The sequence below is a fragment of the Micrococcus sp. 63XJN7_6_ISO-PGPR-S23-444 genome, assembly GCF_058072765.1.
On sequence record NZ_CM176516.1, the window covers coordinates 314,928 to 339,415 of the forward strand.

At 73.8% G+C, this 24,488-nt stretch carries 20 protein-coding genes and 3 tRNA genes; 10 read left to right on the forward strand and 13 right to left on the reverse strand.

Annotated elements, in window-relative coordinates:
- Positions 1-9: 9 nt before the first annotated feature.
- Positions 10-1,485 carry a phosphomannomutase/phosphoglucomutase gene (locus AC3RJ9_RS01460; RefSeq protein ID WP_123244170.1) on the reverse strand — a complete coding sequence of 492 codons (1,476 nt, stop codon included), beginning with the start codon at positions 1,483-1,485 and terminating at the stop codon, positions 10-12.
- Positions 1,486-1,626: 141 nt separating this feature from the next.
- Here AC3RJ9_RS01460 and AC3RJ9_RS01465 point away from each other — a divergent pair, with 141 nt between their 5' ends.
- A complete protein-coding gene (locus tag AC3RJ9_RS01465) occupies positions 1,627-2,778 on the forward strand; it encodes an MFS transporter (RefSeq protein WP_255419543.1) in 1,152 nt (383 codons plus the stop codon).
- 45 nt (positions 2,779-2,823) lie between these two features.
- Here AC3RJ9_RS01465 and AC3RJ9_RS01470 read toward each other — a convergent pair whose 3' ends face one another.
- Positions 2,824-3,849, reverse strand: coding sequence for a polysaccharide deacetylase family protein (locus tag AC3RJ9_RS01470; RefSeq protein ID WP_233569933.1), 1,026 nt, complete (start codon positions 3,847-3,849; stop codon positions 2,824-2,826).
- Between the two features lie 350 nt (positions 3,850-4,199).
- On the opposite strand from AC3RJ9_RS01470, the gene AC3RJ9_RS01475 reads away from it, so the two are divergent.
- Entirely contained in the window at positions 4,200-5,051 is an 852-nt protein-coding gene (locus tag AC3RJ9_RS01475; RefSeq protein WP_489727671.1) for a hypothetical protein, read from the forward strand.
- A gap of 77 nt (positions 5,052-5,128) precedes the next feature.
- Here the strand turns inward: AC3RJ9_RS01475 and AC3RJ9_RS01480 are convergent.
- Together AC3RJ9_RS01480 and AC3RJ9_RS01485 are read right to left on the reverse strand one after the other, a co-directional pair.
- Positions 5,129-5,220: transfer RNA gene (locus AC3RJ9_RS01480), tRNA-Ser, on the reverse strand.
- A 197-nt stretch (positions 5,221-5,417) separates the two neighbouring features.
- Positions 5,418-6,296, reverse strand: coding sequence for a PRC and DUF2382 domain-containing protein (locus AC3RJ9_RS01485; RefSeq protein ID WP_123244401.1), 879 nt, complete (start codon positions 6,294-6,296; stop codon positions 5,418-5,420).
- A gap of 291 nt (positions 6,297-6,587) precedes the next feature.
- On the opposite strand from AC3RJ9_RS01485, the gene AC3RJ9_RS01490 reads away from it, so the two are divergent.
- Positions 6,588-8,543, forward strand: coding sequence for an FAD/NAD(P)-binding protein (locus AC3RJ9_RS01490; protein ID WP_123244402.1), 1,956 nt, complete (start codon positions 6,588-6,590; stop codon positions 8,541-8,543).
- 84 nt (positions 8,544-8,627) lie between these two features.
- On the opposite strand, the gene AC3RJ9_RS01495 is transcribed toward AC3RJ9_RS01490, so the two are convergent.
- The 3 genes from AC3RJ9_RS01495 to AC3RJ9_RS01505 all read right to left on the reverse strand — a co-directional run bounded on the left by AC3RJ9_RS01495 (position 8,628) and on the right by AC3RJ9_RS01505 (position 13,894).
- The gene (locus AC3RJ9_RS01495; protein WP_186315069.1) at positions 8,628-11,372 is read right to left on the reverse strand and encodes an ExeM/NucH family extracellular endonuclease; all 2,745 of its coding nucleotides are present in this window, start codon (positions 11,370-11,372) and stop codon (positions 8,628-8,630) included.
- 27 nt (positions 11,373-11,399) lie between these two features.
- Complete coding sequence (locus AC3RJ9_RS01500) at positions 11,400-13,664, reverse strand: bifunctional metallophosphatase/5'-nucleotidase (RefSeq protein WP_063189342.1); 2,265 nt, start codon at positions 13,662-13,664, stop codon at positions 11,400-11,402.
- Between the two features lie 142 nt (positions 13,665-13,806).
- A tRNA-Ser gene (locus AC3RJ9_RS01505) sits at positions 13,807-13,894 on the reverse strand.
- Positions 13,895-14,030: 136 nt separating this feature from the next.
- Here AC3RJ9_RS01505 and AC3RJ9_RS01510 point away from each other — a divergent pair.
- Both AC3RJ9_RS01510 and AC3RJ9_RS01515 read left to right on the forward strand, forming a co-directional pair.
- Positions 14,031-15,092 carry an NAD(P)H-quinone oxidoreductase gene (locus AC3RJ9_RS01510; RefSeq protein ID WP_081097720.1) on the forward strand — a complete coding sequence of 354 codons (1,062 nt, stop codon included), beginning with the start codon at positions 14,031-14,033 and terminating at the stop codon, positions 15,090-15,092.
- On the forward strand, positions 15,089-15,538 hold the full coding sequence (locus AC3RJ9_RS01515; RefSeq protein ID WP_063189344.1) for a hypothetical protein: 450 nt from the start codon (positions 15,089-15,091) through the stop codon (positions 15,536-15,538). The genes AC3RJ9_RS01510 and AC3RJ9_RS01515 overlap by 4 nt, the downstream gene beginning before the upstream one ends.
- Positions 15,539-15,612: 74 nt before the next feature.
- Here AC3RJ9_RS01515 and AC3RJ9_RS01520 read toward each other — a convergent pair.
- Positions 15,613-15,686, reverse strand: a tRNA-Thr gene (locus tag AC3RJ9_RS01520).
- 182 nt (positions 15,687-15,868) lie between these two features.
- On the opposite strand from AC3RJ9_RS01520, the gene AC3RJ9_RS01525 reads away from it, so the two are divergent.
- Entirely contained in the window at positions 15,869-16,603 is a 735-nt protein-coding gene (locus tag AC3RJ9_RS01525; protein ID WP_489727672.1) for an HAD family hydrolase, read from the forward strand.
- 29 nt (positions 16,604-16,632) lie between these two features.
- On the opposite strand, the gene AC3RJ9_RS01530 is transcribed toward AC3RJ9_RS01525, so the two are convergent.
- From AC3RJ9_RS01530 to AC3RJ9_RS01540, 3 genes are read right to left on the reverse strand one after another with little or no spacing between them, the layout of a single operon-like run.
- Positions 16,633-17,823, reverse strand: a complete 1,191-nt coding sequence (locus AC3RJ9_RS01530; protein WP_123244288.1) for a DNA polymerase III subunit delta' — start codon at positions 17,821-17,823, stop codon at positions 16,633-16,635.
- Complete coding sequence (tmk, locus tag AC3RJ9_RS01535; RefSeq protein ID WP_002858064.1) at positions 17,820-18,479, reverse strand: dTMP kinase; 660 nt, start codon at positions 18,477-18,479, stop codon at positions 17,820-17,822. Before tmk ends, AC3RJ9_RS01530 begins: the two co-directional genes overlap by 4 nt.
- A 55-nt stretch (positions 18,480-18,534) precedes the next feature.
- Positions 18,535-19,542: an IS481 family transposase gene (locus AC3RJ9_RS01540; protein WP_123244287.1), complete on the reverse strand. Its 1,008-nt coding sequence runs from the start codon at positions 19,540-19,542 to the stop codon at positions 18,535-18,537.
- 140 nt (positions 19,543-19,682) lie between these two features.
- On the opposite strand from AC3RJ9_RS01540, the gene AC3RJ9_RS01545 reads away from it, so the two are divergent.
- Positions 19,683-19,979, forward strand: coding sequence for a DUF2516 family protein (locus AC3RJ9_RS01545; RefSeq protein ID WP_063189348.1), 297 nt, complete (start codon positions 19,683-19,685; stop codon positions 19,977-19,979).
- Positions 19,980-20,004: 25 nt separating this feature from the next.
- Here the strand turns inward: AC3RJ9_RS01545 and AC3RJ9_RS01550 are convergent, their stop codons facing one another.
- A complete protein-coding gene (locus tag AC3RJ9_RS01550) occupies positions 20,005-20,847 on the reverse strand; it encodes a class I SAM-dependent methyltransferase (protein ID WP_123244286.1) in 843 nt (280 codons plus the stop codon).
- Between the two features lie 49 nt (positions 20,848-20,896).
- On the opposite strand from AC3RJ9_RS01550, the gene AC3RJ9_RS01555 reads away from it, so the two are divergent.
- Positions 20,897-21,655 (forward strand): phosphoglyceromutase, encoded by a 759-nt coding sequence (locus AC3RJ9_RS01555; protein WP_123244285.1) that lies wholly within the window; start codon positions 20,897-20,899, stop codon positions 21,653-21,655.
- A gap of 62 nt (positions 21,656-21,717) precedes the next feature.
- Here the strand turns inward: AC3RJ9_RS01555 and phoU are convergent, their stop codons facing one another.
- The gene (gene phoU / locus AC3RJ9_RS01560) at positions 21,718-22,386 is read right to left on the reverse strand and encodes a phosphate signaling complex protein PhoU (RefSeq protein ID WP_036316039.1); all 669 of its coding nucleotides are present in this window, start codon (positions 22,384-22,386) and stop codon (positions 21,718-21,720) included.
- Positions 22,387-22,549: 163 nt separating this feature from the next.
- Between phoU and AC3RJ9_RS01565 the strand changes: the two genes are divergently transcribed.
- Together AC3RJ9_RS01565 and AC3RJ9_RS01570 are read left to right on the forward strand one after the other, a co-directional pair.
- Positions 22,550-23,779, forward strand: coding sequence for a sensor histidine kinase (locus AC3RJ9_RS01565; protein WP_144826599.1), 1,230 nt, complete (start codon positions 22,550-22,552; stop codon positions 23,777-23,779).
- Positions 23,776-24,456 (forward strand): response regulator transcription factor, encoded by a 681-nt coding sequence (locus AC3RJ9_RS01570; RefSeq protein ID WP_002858071.1) that lies wholly within the window; start codon positions 23,776-23,778, stop codon positions 24,454-24,456. Before AC3RJ9_RS01565 ends, AC3RJ9_RS01570 begins: the two co-directional genes overlap by 4 nt.
- Positions 24,457-24,488 lie beyond the last annotated feature (32 nt).

A 24,488-nucleotide genomic window follows, 5' to 3' on the forward strand; every position in this document is an offset into this window, starting at 1 on the left:
CCGCCGAGGTCAGCGCTCCGCGCGGACGATCGCCAGCACGGCGTCGCGGAGCGCCTCCATGGTGGCGGCCGTGCGGGCCTCGCCGTTGTAGCGCAGGAACGGCTCCGTGTTGGACGGGCGGAGGTTGAACCACCACGTGCCGTCCTGGGCGGCGACCGTGGTGCCGTCCATGCGGGTCACCGTGGTGGCCACCCCGGCGAAGTCCTCGTGCACGGCCTGGCCCTCGCCGACGCCCTCGCCCACGGCGGGGGCGAACTGCGCCACCACCGCGGCCACGGCGGCGTCCTTGTCCTCGACCTGCGAGTTGATCTCGCCGGAGGCCACGTACGGCTCGTACTCCTCGGCCAGCTCGGACAGCGGCTGCTCCTGGCCGCCCAGGGCCGCCAGCACGTGCATGGCCGCGAGCATGCCGGTGTCCGCGTTGAAGAAGTCGCGGAAGTAGTAGTGCGCGGAGTGCTCGCCCCCGAACACGGCGGACTCGGCGGCCATGACCGCCTTGATGAAGGAGTGGCCCACGCGGGTCTCCACGGCCCGGCCCCCGTCGGCCGCCACGAGCTCGGGGACGGCGCGGGAGGTGATCAGGTTGTGGATGACCACGGGGGTCTGCTCGCCGTCGGCCTTCGCGCGGGCGATCTCGCGGCGGGCCACCAGGGCGGTGACCGCGGAGGGGGAGACCGGAGCGCCCTGCTCGTCGATCACGAAGCAGCGGTCGGCGTCGCCGTCGAAGGCCAGGCCGATGTCCGCACCGTGCTCCACGACGGCGGCCTGCAGGTCCCGCAGGTTCTCCGGCTCCAGAGGATTGGCCGGGTGGTTCGGGAAGGTGCCGTCCAGCTCGAAGTAGAGCGGCTCGATCTCCAGCGGCAGGGCGGCCGTCTCGGCGTCGCCGAGGACGGCCGGGGTGGTCTTGCCCGCCATGCCGTTGCCCGCGTCCACCACGACCTTCAGGCGGCGCACCCCCGTCAGGTCCACGAGCGAGCGCAGGTATGCGGCGTAGCCGGGGAGGATGTCCTCCTCCGTCACGGTGCCGGTGGTCTCGGCCGCGGGGATCTCACCGGCGTCGAGGTAGGCCTGGGCCGCGTCGCGGATCTCGAACAGCCCGGTGTCCGAGGAGACCGGCACGGCGCCGGCCTGGGCCATCTTCATGCCGTTGTACTCGGCCGGGTTGTGCGAGGCGGTGAACACCACGCCCGCGGCCTGCTTCACGCCCGCCGCGTAGTAGAGCATGTCCGTGGAGATCAGCCCCAGGGTGACGACGTCGGCGCCGCGGCGCGTGGCACCCTCGGCGAAGGCCGTCATGAACGCGGGCGAGGAGGGGCGCATGTCCCCGCCGACCAGCACGGTCTGACCGGCCAGGCCCAGCACGTCCACGAAGGCCGCGCCCACCGCGCGGACGCTCTCCGCCGTGATGGATTCGCCCACGATGCCGCGGACGTCGTACGCCTTGAAGGAGTCGTGCAGGTCGAGGGAGGGGGTCGAGGTAGTCACCCGACCGATCGTAGTGGACAGCCTGGATACAGTGAGGGCGTGCCCCCGACCACTCCGCCCCCGAGCGCGGGGCCCCCGGCCGTCCCGCCGTCGGGACCCGCGCCGGCCGCTCCCGGGGAGCCCGCGTACCGCAGGCTGCTGATCGGGCTGTTCCTGGCGGGGGTGGCCACGTTCGCCCAGCTCTACTCCCCGCAGGGCCTGCTGCCGCTCGTCAGCGACGACCTGGGCGTCCCCGCGGACCGTGCCGCCCTGCTCGTCTCCGCCAGCACACTCGGCCTCGCCGTGTCGGTGGTGCCGTGGTCCGTGGCCGGGGACCGGTGGGGCCGCCGACGCGCCATGGTGGTCTCGATGGTCTCCGCCAGTGCGTGCGCGCTCACGGGCGTCCTCGCACCCACGTTCGAGGCCATGCTGGGCCTGCGCCTGCTCGAGGGCATGGCGCATGGGGGCGTCGCGGGACTCGCCGTGGCGCTGCTGGCGGAGGAGGTGGTCCCGCACGCGGTCGCGGCTGCCGCCGGCACCTACATCGCCGGCACCACCCTCGGCGGGCTCTCCGGCCGGCTCCTCGCCCTGCCCGTCGCGGAGGCGTCCTCGTGGCGCGGCGGGATGCTGACCGTCACCGTGGTCGGGGTGCTGTGCACGGTCGGCTTCCTGGCGATCACGCCGCGCGCCCGGCGTTTCACGCCGTCGCCCACCTCCCCGGCGACGCTCGTGCGCATCGTGCGCGGTCACCTGCGCTCGCCGGAGCTCGTCGCCGTCTACCTGCAGGGGGCGCTGCTGATGGGCGGGTTCGTGGCGCTGTACAACTTCGTGGGGTACCGCCTGCTCGACCCGCCGTTCTCCTGGACGCCGACGGCGGCCGGCCTCGTCTTCCTCGCCTATCTCGCGGGCACGTGGTCGTCGCCGCGCGCGGGTCGGCTGGCCGCGCGGGTGGGACGGCTGCCCGTCCTGGCCGGCGCGACGGCGGCCATGGCGGCGGGCGTCGCCCTCACGTTGGTCCCGCATCCGGCGGTGCTGGTGCCTGCCCTCGTGCTCGTGACGGGCGCGTTCTTCGCCGCCCATGCCGTGGCCTCCGCGTGGTCCGGGACGGCCGCCCCCACGGGCCGCGCCCAGTCGACCTCCCTGTACAACTTCGCGTACTACGCCGGCTCGAGCCTCTTCGGCTGGCTGGGCGGCGTGTTCCACGAGTCCCACGGGTGGCCGGGGACGGTGCTGATGGTCCTGGCCCTGGTGCTGACCGCCCTGGCGAGCGCCGTCGTCGTGCTGCGCGGACGCGAGACGGCCCCGGCGCGCTGAGCCGGGGCCGTCATGGGGGCGGGTGTGAGCGGGCCGCCCGGCGGGTCACCAGCCGAGGTTCTCGGCATCCGTGCCGGTGGCGGACCGGGCCTGGTCGCGCCAGGCGGCGAGGACCTCCGGGTCCTGCAGCTCGAGCCACGCGATCATCTGCTGGTAGGTCACGCAGTAGGTGTCCTCCTCGACGCACACCTCGCGCATGACCTTCTCCACAGCCGGGTTGAACGCGTTGAGACCCCAGTCGTTGAAGTGGTTGCCGAACACCAGCGGGGCGCGGTTGCCCGCGAACGCCGAGTCGTACATGTAGCGGTAGGTGCGGTACTGGAAGTCGGTGAGTCGGGAGACGTCCTCCGGGATGTCCTTGCCGCCGTTGCCGGAGATCCAGAAGTTGTAGTCCATCGCCATCACGAACGGGCTGGCCGCGTCCTTCTCGGCGAGCACGGGGGACCAGGCCATCGGCATCTCGAACTCCCAGATCCCGTCCTCCTGGTAGGGCCAGGCGACGCCGGAGGCGGCCGCGGCACGCGACGTGTCGTACTCGAGCCCGTTGTCCTTCCACATCGGGACGAGCTGGTCCCACTCCCCGTCGAGGCAGGGCAGACGTCCGCCCTTGACGTCGTCGGGGGTGACCTCCAGCGCCGGCAGGGAGCTGCCCGGGTTGTAGGCGCCGGGGTCGGAGAGGATGTCCGTGAACGAGCCGTACTCCTGCTTCCATTCGGCCGTGGACCACTGGTCTGCGCCGTACCTCGTGGGCGCGCACAGGTGACCCGCGTAGTGGGTGCCGATCTCGTGGCCGGCGGCGTGGGCCGTGTTGATGTTCTCGATGCGCTGCGCCACCTCGGCCTCGTCGCCGCCGAACTCCGTGCCCACGTAGCCGGGCTCGTTGCCGGGCGCCGCGTAGTTCTCCCGGTTGGCGGTCTCGATGAGGTTGATCGCGGACTGGAACACCGTGAACTTCGCGTCGGAGTCCGCGGCCGCGTCCAGGAAGGTCTTCCAGCGCGCGTCCTGACGGCCGCCGTCGAAGGAGAAGAGGACGAACTGCGGCGGGCGCTCCTCCGCCGTGAAGGCCCGCATCGGCACGCCCTCGTGGGAGCGGGCGGCCAGGGGGAGCGCGGGGTCCGCGGGGTCTGCGGCGGCCGACGGCGAGCCCTCACCGGACGACGTCGCAGCCGGCGAGGAGGCCGCATCCGAGGACCGTCCCTGCGACGACGAGGCCTCGGATCCGTCCGCAGATGCGGGCGACGAGGCGGCCGCGTCCGTGGCGCCGGAGGACCCGGCCGCCGTGACCAGACACGGAGGACTCCACATTCCACCGTAGGGGAGGCCCCCGGTGGCTCTGGAGCCCTGGCAGAACTGTGACCAGGTTGTGATGTGGCGCCGCGGCTGCCGGCATGGCCCTTGTGGGCCACACCTAGACTGGTGGCATGGAATATCTCGTCCCTGTCCTCGCGGTGGTCGTCATCGGCGCCCTCGCGTTCGCCGCCGCCCGGTGGATGTCGGCTGGTCGAGCGCGTCAGGCGGCGGATCAGCGCACGCCGTCCGGTCGCGGGCTGGACATCGGACCGGAGCGGGCGCGTCTGGCGGCGGGGCTGCTGGACGAGGACGCCCATCGGCGCGTGTACGGGCACATCGCCCAGAGCCGCGTGATGGAGGCCGTGCGCGACTACCGCGCCCACACGGGACGCGGCCTGAAGGACGCCGTCATGGACGTGCAGTCCCTCGCCGTGCATCCGCAGGTCTATTCCGCGCCGGTGCAGGAACCGGACGCCACGTCCGCCGGAGTCGCGGGGCCCGTTCCCGGCGACCATGGGGAGCCCCACCGGGACGACGCAGCCCCGGCCGACACCCCCGGGCCGAAGCGGCCCGGACAGGATTCGAGCGGGCGGGGGGAGCCGGACGCCCAGACGCCCGATCGCGAGACCTCTGACGCCGTGGCCGAGGACGACGCCCGGCAGGACACCGACCACGCCTCGGCCGCGCCGCGTCCGACGGCGCCGTCCGCCGACGAGTTGACGACCCTGACCGTCCCGGCCGAGTGGACCGCCGCCCCCGCCGAGGAGGAGCTCCCCTTCGAGGTCGAGGTGATGCGGGGGACGGAGTCCGTCCGGCTCTCCTCGCAGGACCTGCCGCCGTGGCTGCGCGACCAGCTCGCCGCCATGGTGCGGGACGGCAACCTCGAGTCCGCCGCCGTCCAGCTGTCCAGCCACTCGGAGCTCTCCCTGCCGGAGGCGTACGAGCTGCTGCGCCGCATGCGGGAGCGCCGCGGGGAGGGCTAGTCACCGGTCGGTCGGCACATCAGGTCGCCGCGCGCAGACGCGAAGAGGGCCGGAATCGCGTGGATTCCGGCCCTCTCTGGCGGAGACGGGGGGATTTGAACCCCCGGCCCAACTTTCGTCGAGCCCTTCATTAGCAGTGAAGTCCATTCGGCCGCTCTGGCACGTCTCCTCCATCCGGCGCGCCTCGCACGGGGCGACGCGCGGTCAGACCGGTCCAGCTTAGCGCGCCGAGCCAGGGCAGGGCAAAGGAACGCCGTGCTCACGGGCGGGATCCCCACCGCGCACGAGCGGGGCCCCGGATCCATGGATCCGGGGCCCCGCGTGATCTGTCAGCCGTCCGGCCTGAGGCCGACGCGTCCGTTCAGATCAGATACGGTCCTTGCGGTCCTTGCGGCCGTCGAGGTCGCGATCGGTGGCGTCGCCGTCGACCTTGACGTCCTCGTGGCGGACCTCCTCGGTCACCGTCTCGGTGTCCTGCACCTGGCGCTTGCCCAGGGAGACCTTCTCGGCGTCCACGGTCTTGTCGACGACCGGGGTCTCCTCGTAGGTGGTGACCTCGACGTCGCCGTCGCGGCCGGCGGTGCGGGCCTCGGCGGAGTTCGGGTCGACGGACTCGCGCTCCACCACGACCTCCTCGCGGGTGACGGGCACCTCGACGGTCTCGGTGGTGGTGTAGGCCTGCTTGCGCAGACGGACGCGGCCGGAGGCGCGGCGCTCGGTGCCGACGTTCAGGTGCTCGTCCTTGACGACGACGGAGTCGGCGTCGGTCACCTCGCGGCGGTCACGATCGGCCACGTCGCGGCGGTCGCCGTCCACGACGGCCTCGTCGCGGCGGTCGGCCACGCCGGCCACACCCGCGGTGCCGGCCACGCCGGCGGCGCCGGCGTCGGTGCGCACGTCGTCACGACGCACGTCGCCGTCGTGATCCGCGGCGGAGTACTCCATGGAGTAGTACTCGTAGATGCGCTGCTCCTCCTCGGGGGTCAGCGAGCCGTCCGCGTCCACGTTCGGGGCGTCCTTCACGAAGGACTTCTCGAAGGGCACCGTGATGCCGTCGGCGGTGGTCTGGGCCTGCTGCAGCGGCACGAAGGTCTCGCGGGCGCCGAACAGGCCGGTCTTCACCGTGACGAAGGTGGGCTCGTTGGTGACGTCGTCGAGGTAGACCTGACCGACGGAGCCGATCTTGTCGCCGTCGGTGGCGAAGACGGTGGAGTTCTGCAGCTGGTCGAGAGCGTTGCGGTCCATGAGGAATTCTCCTTCTGAATTGGTGTTTTGTTGCCTTACGCTCATTCACAATTCCCCATGGGCCCGAGTGGCGTCAACCATCGGCCCCCCAGATTCCCAATTCCCAGACTTCTCCCAGAATCTCGGTGTGATCCGCATGATTCCGCGGATTCTTCGTCCGGGCCTGCTGTGGATCCTGGGGGATCGGTGGGAGTGTGGCGCATGCGGTCCGCGACCCTTGACGGCCACCGATATTGTGTGGAATACGCGCGCCGCAGGCGTGAAAACGATCCCGAGGAGAGTGGAGGCCCCATGTCCGAGCCCCTGGTGGCCGAGCGCCGCCTCGCAGTGGTGGGAGCCGGCCCCCGCGGCGTCATGCTGCTGGAGCGGATCCTCGCCCGACTCGAGGGCGCGGCCCCGGACGCACACCCCCGGCGGCTGCGCATCGACGTCGTGGACCCCTATCCGCCCGGGCCAGGGCGGGTGTGGCGCACGGACCAGTCCGAGCTGTACCTCATGAACACCCCCGCGTTCTTCCCGACCGCGTGCGCCGCCGACAACCCCGGTCTGCGCCCCTCCACCGCCGCCCAGACCTTCGACCAGTGGCGTCGCGTGCACCCGGAGGCCAGCCTCGGCGTGCGCCGCCACCAGTACCCGGCCCGAGCGGTCTACGGGCGCTACCTCCGGCACCTGTACAAGGACGTCGTCGCGGGGCTGCGCGCCCGCCCCGAGGTCGTCGAGGTCGTCGAGCACCGCGCGGAGGCCACCGCCCTGCACCCCCGGCCCGACGGCGGCGCCCGCCTGGAGCTGCGGGACGCCGACGGTGCGGTCTCCGCGCTCGACGCGGACGCCGTCGTGCTCTGCCTGGGCCATCAGCCTGCGGAGCTCAGCCCCGGCCAGAACCGGATGGCCGCCGCCGCGCGGGGCCGGGACGCGCTGCACTACCAGGGCCCGCAGATCCCCTCGGACGTGGACTGGGAGACCGTGGAGGCCGGGGCGGACGTCCTCGTGCGGGGCATGGGCCTGAACGCGTTCGACCTGCTGGCCCAGCTCACCCAGGGCCGGGGCGGGGTGTACCGCCGCACCGGCGACGGACCCGGCCGGGCCCTGCGGTACGAGCCGTCGGGGGACGAGCCCCGCCTGCACCTGATGTCCCGCCGCGCTATCCCGTACCTGCCCAAGGCCGAGGTGGACGCCTTCGTGCCCCGCGGCGTCACCCTCAGCTACCTCTCCGACGCCGCCGTGGACGCCCTCGCCGCCCGGCACGGGGCCCTGGACCTCGCCGAGCACCTCTGGCCGCTGCTGCACCGCGACGTGGTCCGGCACTACTACGCCACGCTCGTCCGGGCCCAGCCCGAGATCCTCGGCGGCCCCGTCGAGGCGCGCCGGTTCCTCGGGGAGCTCGTCGGCCAGCTCGAGGAGGCCGGCCGCGGCGCCCCCGTGACCTCCGCGCACGCCGAGGAGCTCCTCCAGCGGTACGCCCCCGGCCGCCGCTTCCTGGACATCCTGGCCTATGGATCCCCGTTCGAGGACGCCGTGTTCGCCTCCCATGAGGACTATCAGCGGGCCGTCGCGGACCTCATGGAGCAGGCCTGCGTGGAGGCCGCCCTCGGGGAGGAGTCCCCGTTCATGATGGCCGTCGGCGCGCTCCATGCCGGCCGACTGCGGATCAAGGCGTGGATCGCCGAGGGTCGGATCGCCGAGGCCTCCCGCATCCGGGACGTCCAGGGCTGGTTCGAGCCGCTGGTCGAGGGCCTCGCCTCCGGCCCGCCCCTGTGGCGCGTCGAGCAGATGCTGGCGGTGCACCGGGCCGGCCTGCTCACCTGGGCCGGCCCCGCGCCCGTGGTCGAGGCCGAGGACCACGGGTTCACCGCCCACAGCCCCCAGGTGGGAGCGCAGGACTCGCTGGGGCCCGCCGTCGTCGAGGGGGCCTGGCTGGTGGAGGCGATGATGCCGCCCAACCGCGTGCAGGCCGCCGCCTCCCCGCTGGTCCGTCAGATGCTGGCGGACGGCGTCGCCGCGGCCGGGACGTGGGAGGACGAGGAGGGTGTGCGCGTGCCCGCCACCGGCTTCGACGTCACGGCCCGCCCGTACCGGCTGCGGGCCGCGGACGGCACGGTCCACGCGGACGTGTTCGTGCTGGGCCTGCAGCTCTCGGGCGTGCAGTGGGGCACCGCGATCGCGGCCGAGGCCGGGGCCGATCCGGCCGGACGTGCCCTCTTCCTCGCCGACGCCGACGCCGCCGCGACGGCCGTGCTCGCCGGCTGAGCCCCCACGACGACGGCGGGGCCGTCCGGGTGGCTCCCGGACGGCCCCGCCGTCGTCATGCCGGGTGCGGCGCCCCGCGTCCCGTCAGGGACGGACCGGCCCGCGGCCCTTGCCGGGGTGCTCCGGGCCGTGGCCCTTGCCCGGGTGGTCGCCGCCGTGACCCGGGGTCGCGCCGACGCAGCGCAGCCACTCGCGCACGGAGTTCGCGGGCTTGCCCGGCACGCCGCGCGGATCGGTCACGCCGTCGCAGGTCTCGCGCGGGGAGGGCTCCGGCTCCGGGGTCGGCTCGGTCACGGGCGCGTCGAGCTGGAGGCCCACCAGGATCGGGTTGTGGTCCGAGGACCGCCACTGGTCCGCGGAGTACAGGTCCTCGGCCACGTAGTTGTGGCGCGAGTACTCCAGTGCCACGGATTCGTTCGCGTTGATCATCCAGATGTCCTGGCCGGTGATCGCCGTCGCCGCCGACGGCGAGGCGTAGATCCCGTCCAGGCTGCCGACGGCGCCGCCGAACGCGTACGAGTACTCGCCCGTGAGCGCGCCCTGCGAGAGGTACCCGGCCGCCTCGAGCACGCGGATCGGGTCCTCCTTCTCGTAGGCGTTGAAGTCGCCCATCAGCAGGACGCGGTCGGTGCCGGTCTCGGCCTTCATGCGCTCGGCGAAGGCCACGAGGGCCTCGGCCTGGCCCACGCGGTCCGCGTTGTACGCGCCCTGGCCGTCGCCCGCGTCCACGTTGTCCCCGGTCGCACCCGAGCCGCCCTTGGACTTGAAGTGGTTGGTGATCGCCACGAAGTCGGTGCCGGCCGCCCCCTCGGACGTGCCGTCGGCGGCGCGGAACAGCTGGGCCATCGGCTCGCGGGCGTTGTCGAAGTTCGTCTGGTCGTCCAGGATCACCGACTCGCCCACCGGGGTGACCTCGGCCGGCTGGTAGATGAACGCGGAGCGGATGACGTCCTCGTCCGCGAGCGCGGGACGGGTGGCCGGGGAGGCCACGTAGGCCCAGCGCTGCTCGCCGGCCTGCGCGTTGAGGGCCTCCACGAGGTGGGCCAGCGCGTGGTCCCGGTCGAGGCCGAACTTCTCGGAGTTCTCGATCTCCTCTAGCGCGACCACCGAGGTGCCGAGGCCGTTGATCGCGGCCGCGATCTTCTCCTGCTGGCGGGCGAACGCCTCGGAGGTGTAGGCGCCGCGCGGCAGGCAGCCGTTCGTGGTGACGGGGTTGCCGGCGCGGTCGCGGTAGGCGCTGCAGCCGGCCACGTCCTGACCCAGGGTCGTGAAGTAGTTGAGCACGTTGAAGCTGCCGACGGTGACGTTGCCGCCGACCGCCTCGGGGGCGGCCTCGGCCGGGCGGGTGTCCTCGATCGTCACGGGCTGGACGGCGGCCGCCGTGGCATCGGTGAGGTGGCCCAGCGGCTGGAAGGACCACGCGTCGAAGCGCCAGTCGAGGATGACTCCGGTGGTGAACTCCAGGCCCGCGCCCACGCGCACCGGCTGGTCCGCGTCCAGGTACGGCAGCGGATTCTGGTTGCCCGGCGAGCGCATGAAGTTCGTGGTGGCCCCGTCGTCGAGCACGATCAGCTGCTGCGCGTTGGCGGCCGCGACGGCCTGGGCCTCGGCGCCGGGCCGAGCCACCGACGTCGGGTTGTCCAGCGGCGTGGTGCCGGGGACGATGCCGAGGGAGCCGTACTGGTTGAGGGAGTAGTTGTCCGTGACCGTCCAGTCGCCCTGCGGGGCGAGGACCATGCCCTCGAGCGCCTCACGGTCGGCCTCCTCCAGCGGGAACTCCACCGGCGTGGGGGCCACGGCGCCGGGCTCGGCGACCGGCAGCACGCCGCCGGCGGCGACCTTGATCTGCGTGAGGCCGTAGTGCTCGGCCGCTTCGCCCGTGACCTGGACGTGGTCGCCGAGCGTCACGGAGCCGACCGTGTCCGGCGAGTACACGAACACGCCGTCGGAGGCGCCCGGGGTGGCGTCGGGGGTGTCGCCGCCGGTGCCGGCGGTCTGGATGTAGTAGCCGTCGTAGCCGCCCGTGGAGTACACGGCGGTGACGACGCCGGTGGTGGTCACCTGGCGCCCGGCGTACGGGGTGGCCGTGCCGGTGCCCTGGAGCTGGGCGATGGTGATCCGCTCGGCCGGGGTCGGCTGCGGCTCGGGCTCCGGGGTCGGCTCGCCGCCGGTGGCGGCGGCGTTGGTCGGGGTGACCTGGTCGGTGACGGTGAAGTCGGCGCTGTTGTCGTCCGTGTCCACGCCGTTCGTGCGGGTGAGGGACTTCGGGTCCGAGTTGGCCGAGGGGGCGCCGGCAGCCGCTGTTTCGAAGGTGTTCGTGGCTCCGTAGCCGAGCACGTCCGCGACGCCCGGCACCTGGCCGGTCACCACGGAGCCGACCGGCAGGTCCGTCACGGTGCCCGCCTGGCGCGCGAGCACGATCGTGCCCTTGGTGCCCGCGGGGTTGAACGCCCCGCCGGCCACGAGGTCTGCCTGCGGCAGGGCCGCGCCCGCGGTGCCGTTGGAGCCGCCGGAGACCAGGAAGTGGCCCTTCGCGGGCACCGTGCCGGACAGCGCGACCGTGCCCTGGGTCGCGGCCGTGCCGGCGGCGGAGCGGTACTGCAAGGACCAGCCGTCGAGGTTGATCGGCTGGTCGGTGGGGTTGTAGAGCTCCACGAACTTGTGGGTGTACACGGCGTTCGCGGAGCCGCCGTTGGTGTATGCCTCGTTGATGACGAGGGAGTCGCCGGCCGGGCTGGCCTGGGAGGGCAGGGCCACGGCGGGGGCGAGCAGGGCCAGGGCGGCGGTGGTCACCGCGGTGCGCGCGGCGAAGCGGGGCAGGGGGGTCATGTCGTCCTCGGTCTCGTTCTCGATGGGTCAGCGCGGCAGGCCCGCGGCGGTCAGCCAGGCATGGGCGGAGAAGACGGGGTGCGTGGCGGCGCCGCGCTGCACGCCGCGGCCCTTGCCCGGGTGGTCCTCGCCCTTCACGCGGCCCTTGCCCGGGTGGTCGGCGCCCTTGTCATGGCCCTTGCCATGACCCTTGCCCGGGTGGGTCGGGGCGGGCTGCTCCGGCTCGGTGGGGGACGGGGCCGCGGTGACCTCGAGGGCATGGCGCACCACGGTCGTGCTGCCGTCGGCGTAGCGCACGGTCATCACGAGCTCGCCCGTGCCCGCCGCGGCGGGGGCGGTGATCCCGGAGAGCGTGACGGTCTCGGAGCCCGCGGGGACGGCCACGGTGCCCAGGGCGGTCTCGGTGCCGTCGGCCGTGCGGAAGGCGACGTCGACCGCGGTCGCCGCGGGGGCGCCGTCGGAGTCCACCACGAGGTCCCCGAGGGTCAGGCCGACGGCCTGCCCGGCCTCGACCGAGGCGGGGGCGTCGGTGACCGGCACGCCGTTCTTGCCGAAGTCCGGGGCGACGGCGCCGTGGGCCGCGTCCTGGGCGCGGGCGTAGTCCGTGATCGCCTGGGAGTCCAACAGGCCCATGTTCACGAAGTTCTGGCGGCCGGTCGCGAAGGCGGTGTAGCCGTCGGGGGCCTTGGTCGGGTCCCCGAGCGTCGTCCAGGTGTCGTCGGCCAGGAACGACTGGCTGGCCACCGTGTACATGCGGTCCGCCTGGAGCGGCTCGCCGTCGATCCACACGCCGGTCACCTTGTCCCCCTGCGGGCGGGACTCGTCGTAGGTCCAGGTCAGCTCCTCGGACCAGCCGAGGGTGAACTTGCGCACGTCGTTCCGCCAGTTCTCCTCGAGGGCCAGCTTGATGGAGGAGCCCGGGATGTCGAAGTAGGTGATGGTGTTGCCGAACGGCGCCATGTCGAGCAGCTCGCCCAGGGTGAGGCGACCGACGAGGTCGGCCGGCTTGGCCGGGAACGCGCCGCCGTCGGTGAAGCGGTCCGTCAGCAGCTCGGAGCGCAGGCCGCCGGGGTTGGTCACGCCGAGGTCCACCTCGGGGTTCGCCTGCTCGGCGGCGTGCTTGACGGCGTCGCCCACCCAGGTGCCCAGGGTGGTCTCGGCGGCGCGCGTGCCGCCGGCCTTCCAGGAGCCGCCGGCGTCGATGAGCTTCTGGTAGTCGGTGGTGATGGAGGCGGACAGGTCGGCCACGACCTCGCCCTGCAGGTCCTCGAAGACCGCGACGGCCTCCTGCTCGATCGCGTACACCTGGGCGGTGACGGGGGATTCCGCGGCGGCCTCGGCGGGGGCCTGCGTGGACCGGGCCAGCAGGCGCGGGGTGAGCCCGGTGACCTCGCCGTCGGCGCCCACGGTCAGCTCGACGGCGGCCAGGTGGCTGCCGGAGGCGCCCGCCTGGATCACGGGGCGGTGGGCGCCGCCGGCCGTGGTGTCGTACTGGTAGAGCTGGTGGGTGTGGGCGTTGAAGATGACGTCCACGGCGGAGGAGGTCTCGCCGACGATGCGGTCGAACTCGGCCCGGGCCGCCCGCTCGGCGGCCAGCTCGCCCGCCCCGGCGGCGCCGTCGTGGTACGAGGCCACGATCACGTCGGCGGCGTCCTGGGCCTCCAGCTCGTCCGCGACCGCGTTCACGGCGGCGACCTCGTCGAGGACCTCGTTGCCCTTCAGGCCCGCGCCGGTGGTGGTCGCGTACAGCTCGTTGGGGGAGGCGCCGATGACCGCGACGCGCACGCCGTCGACGTCGAAGACGGCGTGCGAGGTGAGGACGGGCTCCTTGCTCGTCGGGTCCACCAGGTTGGCGGAGAGCACCGGGAACTGGGCCCGGGACTCCACACGGCCCTGCAGGTCGTCCAGGCCCTTGTCGAACTCGTGGTTGCCGGCGGTGAGCGCGTCCAGGCCGAGCGCGTTCATCACGTCGATCGTCGGGTTGTCCTGCTGCACGTTGGACACGGACTTCGAGCCACCGATCAGGTCGCCGGCGCTGGTCAGCAGCGTGGAGCCGGCGCCGTGCTCGGCCTCGAACGCGGTGCGGTAGTCCTCCACGGTGTCCGCGAACTGCGTGCCGATGTAGTCCGCGGACAGCGCGCCGTGGAAGTCGTTGAAGGACAGGATCGAGATGGTGGTCTCGTCCGCGGCGGCCGTCTCGACGGCCAGGGCGGGCGCCGCGCTCGCGGGCGCGAGGACGAGGACGGTGCAGGCGGCCGTGGTGACGGCACGGCGGCGGAACAGGCTGGGCATGGCTCTCCCCGGGATGCGTGATGACAGAGGTGCGCCGCCGGTGGACGGCGGGGTGACGCGGGGAGTCCATCACATCCAGGTGGCCTCCAGGTGAACGAGAGGCGGCGGGCCGTCCGGCCCGCCGCCTCTCGTCGTGTGCACGCGGATGGTGAGGGATTCGAACCCTCGGCACGGGGTCACCGCGCACCGGTTTTCAAGACCGGCTCCTTCGGCCGCTCGGACAACCATCCCGGGCCTGACCGCGACGGTGTGGGCCGCCGCGTCGAGGACCCACTCTAGCCCGTGGCCCGGCGGGCGGCCGGTGGCGAGTCCGGCCCCCGCGCGCGAGGATGGACCCTCGACCCCCGACCAGAGGAGGAGACCCCCATGGACGTCCCCGCACAGATGCGCGCCGTGCGATTCACCGGTGCCGGCGACAACGGCGTCGTCCGCGTGGGCCACGAGCCCGTGCCGGACCCCGGCCCGGGCGAGGTGCTGGTGCACGTGGCCGCCGCGGGTCTCAACCGCGCGGACATCGCGCAGCGCGAGGGCCGCTATCCGCCGCCGCGCGGCGCCTCCGAGATCCCCGGGCTCGAGGTCTCCGGCACCGTGGCGGCGCTGGGACCCGAGGCCGGGATGCCGGGGGAGGGGCGCTTCGCCGTCGGTGACCGGGTGTGCGCTCTCCTGGCCGGCGGGGGCTTCGCCGAGTACGTCGCCGTGCCGGCGGGCCAGCTCATGGCCGTCCCCGACGGCGTCGGCCTCGTCGAGGCGGCGGCCCTGCCGGAGGTCGCCTGCACGGTGCACTCGGCGCTCGTGGGCCGTGCGGGCGTGCAGGCCGGGGACCGGGTGCTCGTGCACGGCGCCACCGGCGGCATCGGCTCCTTCGCCGTCCAGTTCCTCGCCGCGCTCGGTGCACGGGTGCTGGGCACCGCCGGCGGCCCGGAGAAGGTGGCGCTCGGTCGGCGGCTGGGCGCCGAGCACATGTTCGACCACCGCGCCGCCGAGTCCGGTGCCTTCGCCCCGTGGGTCAAGGAGGTCACGGACGGCCACGGCGCGGACGTCATCCTCGACGTCGTCGGCGCCCCGTACCTGGCGCCCAACGTGTCCGCGCTCGCCCCCGAGGGACGCATCGTGACGCTCGCGGTCCAGGGCGGCGCCGTCCCGGAGGACTTCAACATCATGAAGCTGGTGGTCAAGCGCGGCTGGCTCACGGGGGCGACGCTCCGCTCCCGCTCGGTCGTGGACAAGGCCGGGATCGTGGCCGCGGCCGAACGTGCCGTGTGGCCCCTGGTGGCGGCGGGCCGCATCGACGCGAGCGTCGGGGCGTGCTTCCCGCTCGCCGAGGCCGCCGAGGCGTTCGACTGGTTCGACTCCGCCACCCGCACGGGCAAGGTCGTGCTCGTCACCGACCCCGCCGACGCGCGCCGGCCGTCCGGCGACCGCGCATGAGGGGGCCCTTCGCACGCTTCCGTCAGGAGCGTGCCGACGACCGCGAGCTCGGCACGGGGCTGTGGCGCCGTGCCCACGACCGACTCAGCCGGGCCCTGGACCGCTACTGGCAGGTGCTGGAGGGCCAGCGGGGCACGGACGTGCTGAGCCCCGAGGAGCGCAACGGCGTGGTCCACGCCGGCAACGTCCTCACGGAACGGCTCCCCGCGGTCCGTGCCCTGTGCGTCCGCCTGCACCGGGACCACGAGGGCGACGGCGAGCACATCCCGGCCGAGGCCGCCGACGTCCACCGTGAGCTCTCCCGCGCCGCGCACGAGCTGGCCGCCACCGCCCAGGCCCTCGCCCTGTACCGGCTCGGCCAGGGCTCGGCGGAGTCGGTCGGCCGGCACGCCGAACGCACCCTCGGCCACCTGGACCGGGCGGAGGAGCTGGGAGCCGGGCTCTGACGGCGGCGCGCCCCGGACGGCCGGCCCGAAGACGAGAGGACCCCGCCGCGTGATCACGCGGCGGGGTCCGGGGGAGCCCCCTGCCGGATTCGAACCGGCGACCTGCTCTTTACGAGGGAGCTGCTCTGGCCAGCTGAGCTAAGGAGGCACGTGACCGTGAACGGCCACGGCTGACGAGCATACCGGTTTCGCGGCCCCGATTCCACCGCGCGGCCGGGCGCGCGGGCCACCGACTGTGGCCCGCGCCTTCCGCAGGCGTTCACCCCCAGGCCACGCCGCGGCCAGACGGGGACGGTTCCCTGGTGGGCACACACCGTCGACGGGAGACGCATGAGCCTGCCCCACGCCCCTCGCACCCCGGCACCCCCCGCCGCGGCCTCGTCAGCCGCGCCCCTCCGCCTGGCCGTGGTGGACATGTCCGGCACGTCCATCGTGGAGCACGGGCTCCAGGACACGGCGTTCGCCCGCACGTTGGACCAGCACGGCGTCCCGGCGGGCACGCCGGAGCACGACGACGCCGCTCGGCGGTTCCGCGCGCTCCGGCCCACCTCGCGCACGGCCGTGTTCCCCCGCGTGTTCGCCGACCGGGCGGTGGCCGCGGCGGCGACCCGCACGTTCGAGGCGGCCTTCGACGCGCTGCTGGCCGAGCACGGCGTCCAGGCCGTCCCGGGCGCGGAGGAGGCGCTCGTCCGCCTGCGCGCCCTCGGCCTCCACGTGTGCCTCTGCACCGGCTACGCCCGCCACACCCAGAACATGATCCTCGAGTCGCTGGGGTGGATGGGCCTGGCGGATCTGAGCCTCTCCCCGGACGACGCCGGCCGCGGCGTCCCCTACCCGGACATGATCCTCACCGCCCTGCTCGGTCTCGACCTCGACGACGTCCGCAGCGTCCTGGTGGTCGGGGACACCGCGGAGGACATGACGGCCGGGCGCCGCGCGGGGGCCGGACTCGTGGTCGGCGTGCGCACGGGTCGCGACGCGGACGACGTCCTGCTGGCGGCGGGCGCGGACCGGGTGGTGCCGGGCCTGGCCGCCGTGCCGGACCTGGTGGTCCGCACCCGCTGAGCCGGCGCCGGCCCGCCCCGCGCGGCCGCTCAGCGACGTCGCGGGGTGCGCACCCGGCGGGGCAGCAGCGCCAGCATCATGGCTTCGAGGGCCAGCTGCTCCGGCACGTTGGCGGCGATGCGCTCCCGGGCCGTGGTGACGGCGTCGATCCGGGCGAGCACCTCGGCCGAGTCGCCGGCGGCGCCGCGGGCGTACGCCTCGATCTCGTCCCGACGGTGCTCGTTGATGAGCTCGCCGTCGGCCCCCAGCTGCACGCGCAGCACGTCCCGGAACAGGCCCATGACGTCGATCATGGCCCGGTCCAGCGAGTCCCGGACGGCGCGGCGCCGCCGGCGGGTCTGGTCCTCCTCGAGCCGTTTGACGTGGTGGCGGAGCTTGGGCGGGACGGGCTCGCCGGGCTCGAGGCCCAGGGAGCGGCGCAGTGCCTCGAGCTCCTCGGCGTCCCGGGCTTCGGCGGCGGACTCGGCCTCGGCCTTGGACACCTCGGCCAACGTGGCGGCCAGGGCCATCGCGTCGGAGACGGCGGTGGCCTGGAGCGGCAGGGAGAGGATGCGCTCGCGGCGTTCGAGGGCCTCCGGGTCCCGCGCGAGGCGGCGGGCCATGCCCACGTGCGACTGGGAGATCCGGGCGGTGGTGAGCGCCGTCTCGCGGTCCAGCCCGTCGCGGCGGTGCAGCAGCTCCGCCACCTGCTCCACGGCGGGGATGCTCAGCGTGATCAGCCGGCAGCGGGAGCGGACGGTGGGGAGCACGTCCGCGGGGGACGGGGCGCACAGCATCCAGATCGTGCGGGCCGGCGGCTCCTCGATGGCCTTGAGCAGCACGTTCGTGGCGCGCTCCGTCATGCGGTCCGCGTCCTCCATGAGGAAGATCCGCCAGCGCCCGGTGGCGGGGGTGGACTGGCCGGCCTCCACGAGGGCGCGGACGTCCTCGATCCGATAGCTCACCGCCTCGGTGGCCAACACGGTCACGTCCGGGTGGGTGCCGCCGAGGACGGTGCGGCACGCGTGGCACTCGCCGCAGCCGCGCGCCGCCGGGTCTGCGACCTCGCACTGCAGGGCCGCGGCGAACGCACGCGCCGTCGTCGACCGGCCGGAGCCGGGCGGGCCCGTGAACATCCAGGCGTGGGTGGGACGGTCCTCGGCCGCGGCGCGGCGCAGCTGGGCCACCGCGGCCTCCTGGCCCGCGAGGTCCGCGAACACGGCGGGGGCGGGGGCCGTCATCGGTCGGCCGCCTGGGCGGTGACGCGGGCCAGCGCGCGGGCGGTGAGCTCCTGCGGCGGCAGCGCGCCGTCGAGCACGAGGTACCGCTCGGGCGCGGCCGCCGCGCGCGCGAGGAAGGCGGCGCGCAGGGCCTCGTGCCGGTCCGCCGTCTCCCGCTCCATGCGGTCGGGGGTGCCCTCGCCCCCCGCCGCGCGCCGGTCACGCCGGTCCGCGGCGGTGGCCGCGTCCACGTCGATCAGCACCGTCAGATCGGGGACGAGGCCGTCCGTGGCCCACTCGTTCAGGGCGGCGATCCGCGCCTCGCCCAGCCCGCGCGCCGCGCCCTGGTAGGCCACGGACGAGTCCACATACCGGTCCGTGACGACGACGGCGCCCCGGGCCAGCGCGGGGCGCAGCGTGCGGACGGCGTGGGCGGACCGGGCCGCGGCGAACAGCAGCGCCTCGGTGCGGGGGTCCACGGGGGCGTGCCCGGGGTCCAGCAGCAGCTCCCGCAGCGTCTCGCCCAGGTCCGAGCCGCCGGGCTCGCGCGTGAGCACCACCTCGTGGCCCGCGGCGCGCAGGGCCTCGGTCAGGGCGCGGGCCTGGGTGGACTTGCCGGATCCGTCCGGTCCCTCGACGGCGACGAACAGGCCGCGATGCTCGGTCTGGGTGCTCACGCCTCGAGCCTAGACGCCGCCCCGGACGGGGAGGGAACCCGGCCGGGCCGACCGCCTAGATGTAAGAGGTCATGACGTTGTTGACTCGGGCCGGGGCCAACGAGGCCGGAGGGGCGTCCCCGCAGGAGGTATGAGGCCGATGGTAGTTGTAGTGGTTCACCCACACGGCCAGCGCCTCACGCCGAGCTGTCTCTGAGGTATACGGGCGGGCGTAGAGGACCTCGTCCACCATCAGCCGGTTGTACCGTTCGACCTTCCCGTTATGGCGCGGGGTGTATGGGCGGATCCGGTGGTGCCGGCCCCCGAGCGAGACCACCTTCGCGGTGAAGTCCACGGCCCGGTAGTTGTTCCCGTTGTCCGTGACCACCCGGTCCACGGTGATGCCGTGGGCGGCGAAGAACGCCCTCGCCCGGCAGAAGAACCCGATCGTGGTCACCGTCCGCTCATCCTCCAACGCCTCGGTGTAGGCCAGCCGGGTGTACCCGTCGATCGCCGAGTGCAGGTAGGTGTACCCGACCCGTCGGCCAGGCCCGCGCTTGGCCGCTCGCGCGTTCTCGGAGTCCCGGCCGTGAGCACGCCAGCCGCCCCCGTCAGGGATGCGCCCGATCTTCTTCACGTCCAGGTGCACCATGTGCCCCGGCCCTCTCGCGGTGATCTTCTGGGGTCGTTGGCGCAGGTCCTCACCCGTGGGCGCGAGGTCTGGCAACCGGGAGATGCCCAGCCGGTGCAGCCACCTGCCCACCGTTCGGAGGCACACCCGGTGGCCTTCAGAGACGAGGTGGTGATGGATGCGGCGGGCTGACCACTTCTCCCTGCGACGCAGGGTCTGGATCTGGGCCACCACCTCGGGGTCGAGCTGGGCGGGAGAGCGTCGTGGCCGGCAGGAGCGGTCCTGCAGTCCTGCCTCGCCCTCGGCGCGGTAGCGGGCCACCCAGGTGGCCACCGTGGGGCGGCTGACGCGGAACTCGGCGGCGACATGGGCTTGGGGGATCCCGTCGTTCAGGTGGCGGTGGACCATCCTGAGACGGCCGGTGGGGGTCAGGGGTGCGTTAGCGTGGGTCATGAGCGGGCTCTTTCCAGCGGAGGGGTTGTTGAGGAACTTCCATCCTGCCGGGCGGGGCCCGCTCGTCTCATCTCAGCCCGGGCCTCGTGCCAAGAACCTCATGACCCACAACACCTAGACTGACCGGCATGAGCGCCCCCATGCACTTCGCCCTGCTCGTCGACCACTGGCTGTTCCGCGTCCTGGCGATCGCCGCGCTCGTGCTCGAGGTCTGGGCGCTGGTGGACGTCGTCCGGCGCCGCCCCGACGACTTCGCCCGCATCGGGGGCCGGGACAGGAGCTTCTGGCTGATCCTCACCGGCGTCGCCGCCGTCGTCGGGCTCCTCGGCGTGCTCGCCGGCGGCGGGATGGGCATGTTCGGCCTCGTGGCCGCGTGCGTGGCGTGCGTCTACCTCGCCGGCCCCCGCCAGGACATGGGCCCGGCCCTGCGCCGCTGAGGACCCCGCGCCGCCGGCGCGGCCCTCATGACGACGGCGCCACCGCCGCCCAGCGCACGCTCAGCTCCCCGCGCCGCCACTGGTGCGGGCCGCCCAGCACGGGCCAGCCCGCCGCGCGCAGCGTGCCGACCGTCGCCAGCCACCGCTGCCGCGTCCCGTAGGCCGCGAGCGGGGCGTGCGCGGCCCACGCGGCGTCGGCCTCCGCCAGGAGCCGATGGACGGGCTCCCCGGGCACGTGCCGGTGGATGAGGACCTTCGGCAGGCGCGCCGCCACGTCCGAGGGGCGGGCGAAGGACCCCAGCCGGAGGGCCACGGTCAGGCTCGCCGGCCCGTCCCGACGCAGGTCCACCCAGGCCGCCCGCCGGCCGTCCTCGGAGCAGGTGCCCTCCACGAGGACGCCGTCGTCGGCGAGCCCCGCGCGCAGCAGGGACCAGATCGCGGGCACGTCCTCCTCCCGGTACTGGCGCAGCACGTTGAACGCGCGCACCACGGTGGGCGGCCGCGGCACGGGCAGCTCGAAGCCGCCGACCGCCCAGGTGACCCCCGGCAGGCCGCCGGCCCGCTCCCGCGCCCGGGCCACCCGAGCGGGGTCGATCTCGAGGCCCACCAGCTCGAGGGCCGGGTTCTGCACGCGCAGCCGCTGGGCCATCTCGACGGCGGTCACCGGCTCCGCGCCGAAGCCCAGGTCCACGGCCAGCGGGCGGGGCGTGCGCCGCAGCAGGGGGCCGTGCACGTCCGTGAGCCAGCGGTCCACCCGGCGCATCCGCTGCGCCGCCGTCGTGCCGCGGGTGATGTGGCCCTGCGGGCCCCGGGCGGGGCCGGGGCCGGGCGTCGTGCGCGCGCGCAGCCGCCGGGCCTTCTCCACCATGGGCTCCAGCGTAGGGGAGCGGCGGGACGGGTCCGCCTAGGATGGTGACATGGCGAACACCACGTACACGCTGGTCCTGCTGCGGCACGGTCAGAGCGAATGGAACGAGAAGAACCTGTTCACCGGCTGGGTGGACGTCCCGCTGACCGAGAAGGGGCGCGCCGAGGCCGCCCGCGGCGGTGAGCTGCTGGAGGCGGAGGGCATCCGCCCGGACGTGGTCCACACGTCCCTGCTCAAGCGCGCCATCACCACGGCCAACCTGGCCCTCGAGGCCGCGGACCGCCAGTGGATCCCGGTCAAGCGCAGCTGGCGCCTGAACGAGCGTCACTACGGCGCCCTCCAGGGCAAGGACAAGGCCCAGGTGAAGGAGGAGTTCGGCGAGGAGCAGTTCATGGTCTGGCGCCGGTCCTTCGACACCCCGCCGCCCGCCCTGGACGACGACTCCGAGTTCTCCCAGGTCGGCGACGAGCGCTACGCGGACCTGGGCAAGGACGCCCCCCGCACCGAGGCCCTCAAGCAGGTCATCGACCGCCTGCTGCCCTACTGGGAGGAGCAGGTCCTGCCCGACCTCAAGGCCGGCAAGACCGTGCTGATCGCCGCGCACGGCAACTCGCTGCGCGCGCTGGTCAAGCACCTGGACGGCATCTCGGACGAGGACATCGCGGGCCTGAACATCCCGACGGGCATCCCGCTGGTCTACGAGCTGGGCCAGAACTTCAAGCCGATCACCGCGAACGGCCGCTACCTCGACCCGGAGGCCGCCGCGGCCGGCGCCGCCGCCGTGGCCGCCCAGGGCTCCGCGCACTGACGCGCCCGACGACGACGGGCCGGGACCCCGCCTGGGGGCCCGGCCCGTGGCGTCGGGGACGGTCAGGAGCCGGTGGCGTCCGGGCGGTGGGTCGCCCACTCGCCCGTGACGAGGTAGCGCACCTTGGCGGCCACGGACAGGCCGTGGTCCGTGAACCGCTCGAGGTAGCGCGAGGCCAGCGTGACGTCCGTGGTGGTGGCCGGCGTCGCGCTCCAGTCCGGGGCGGCGATCGCGCGGAAGACGGACAGGTGCAGCGCGTTGACGTCCTCGTTGAGGGCGTCGATCCGGTCCCCGTGCGCCAGGTCCTGGGTCTCGAGCAGCAGGACGACCTCCTCGGCCACCTCCACGGCGGCGTCGCACATCGCGGTGATCACGGTCCGGACCTGTTCCGGGATGACGTGCTCGGGGTAGCGCAGCCGGGTCAGCTGGGCCACGTGGCGGGCGAGGTCGCCCATGCGCTCGAGCGAGGAGCTCATCCGCAGCGTGGCGACGACGGTGCGCAGGTCCGTGGCCACGGGCGCCTGCAGCGCCAGGATGCGCACGGCCTGCTCGTCGAGGGACTCCTGCAGCTGGTCGATCCGCGCGTCCTCCGAGATGACCCGTTCGGCGCCGTGCACGTCGGCCGCCTCGAGGGCGGCCTGCGCGTCCATCATGGCGCGGTGCACGAGGCGGGCGATCTCGGTCAGGTCGCGGCCCAGCCGTTCGAGGTCGGCTCGGTAGAGCTCGCGCATGGTCTCCTCTCCCCGGCGACGCCCGTGCGCCGCCGCCCCCGACTCCCCGGGGCAACGGTCCACCCTGGCAGGGCAAGATGAACGGCCCATGAACGCCGATCGTCCGGCGTCTGGCGACGCCGGGGCAGCCCGTCTCCGGGCCGCCAGAGGCTAGTCTGGTGCCGTGGATCCCGTCATCATCGGCCTGCTGTGCGGAGCGGTCGGACTGTTCACCGGAGTGGCCTCCATGCTGGCCTTCCGGGCGTCCGAGCGCTCGCGGACGGTGGACCTGACGGTCGGCGAGCCCACCCTCGCCCCGGGCGCCGCCGAGGTCCTCTCCGTGGTCGGCCGCGCGTACGCGGTGGTGGACGACGTCGACGGCGTGGTGCGGGCGAACCCCGCGGCCTACGCCCTGGGTCTCGTGCGGGGGCACTCGCTCGTCCAGGACCAGCTGCGGGAGCTCACGCGGACCGTGCGGGCCGACGGTGTCATCGTCGAGCGCCGCATGGAGCTGTCCCGAGGACCCCTCGGGCAGTCGAGCCTCGTCGTCGAGCTGCGCGTGGCCCCGCTGGACGAGGAGTACATCCTGATCCTCGCCGACGACCGCACGGACGTGACCCGCACCGAGGCCATGCGCCACGACTTCGTCGTCAACGTCTCGCACGAGCTCAAGACGCCGGTGGGCGCCATCTCCCTGCTCTCCGAGGCCATCGGCGACGCCGCGGAGGACGAGGAGGCGGTGCGTCGCTTCGCCGCACGCCTGGGCGTCGAGTCCCGCCGGCTCTCGGCCCTCGTGCAGGACATCATCGAGTTCTCCCGGCTGCAGGCCAAGGACGTGGTCCAGGACGGGGGGCCCGTGGACCTCAACGCCGTCGTCGCCGACGCCGTGGACCGCCTGCGCCTGACCGCCGAGGACCGCGGCATCGCGCTGCGCGTGGGCGGCCGCGTGGACGCGGTGGTGCACGGGGACCAGGACCAGCTGATGACCGCGGTGCGCAACCTGGTGGACAACGCGGTGCGCTACTCCCCGGAGGGCACCACGGTGGGCATCGGCCTGAGCTCCGTGGACGGGCTCGCCCAGGTCACCGTCACGGACCAGGGCATCGGCATCAGTCCGGAGGAGCAGGAGCGGGTCTTCGAACGCTTCTACCGCGTGGACGCGGCGCGGTCGCGTCAGACGGGCGGCACGGGCCTGGGGCTGAGCATCGTCAAGCACGTCGTCATCAACCACGGAGGGGAGGTCACCCTCTGGTCCCAGCCGGGCCGCGGGTCGACCTTCACCATCCGCCTGCCCGAGTGGGGGGACGGTGTCGCCGTCGACGGCGCGCCGGGTGCCGCCCACGTCACCGAGCGGCGCGGTCACCGGGTGACCGCCTCGGCCGCACCCCCGACCCGGAAGGAGACGAGCGCATGAGCCGCATTCTGATCGTGGAGGACGAGGAGTCGTTCAGCGACCCCCTGTCCTACCTCCTGGAGAAGGAGGGGTTCGAGGTCACCGTCGCCGCCGACGGCAACGAGGCGCTGAGCGTCTTCGAGCGCGACAGCGCGGACCTGATCCTCCTGGACCTGATGCTCCCGGGGATGTCCGGCACCGAGGTGTGCCGTCAGGTGCGCCAGCGCTCCAACGTCCCCGTGATCATGCTGACCGCGAAGGACTCGGAGATCGACAAGGTCGTCGGCCTCGAGCTCGGGGCGGACGACTACGTGACCAAGCCGTACTCCTCGCGTGAGCTGGTGGCCCGCGTCCGCGCCGTGCTGCGCCGTCAGGGGGAGCAGGAGGAGCCGATGTCGGCGACCATCAGCGCCGGCCCCGTGCGCATGGACGTCGAGCGGCACGTCGTCTCCGTGGACGGCGAGCAGGTGTCCCTGCCGCTCAAGGAGTTCGAGCTGCTGGAGATGCTGCTGCGCAACGCCGGGCGCGTGCTCACCCGCGGCCAGCTGATCGACCGCGTGTGGGGCTCCGACTACGTGGGGGACACCAAGACCCTCGACGTGCACGTGAAGCGCCTGCGCTCCAAGATCGAGCCCGATCCCTCGAGCCCCCGCTACCTCGTCACGGTGCGCGGCCTGGGCTACAAGTTCGAGGCCTGACCGGGGCGCTCCGCCCGGGACGACGACGGCCC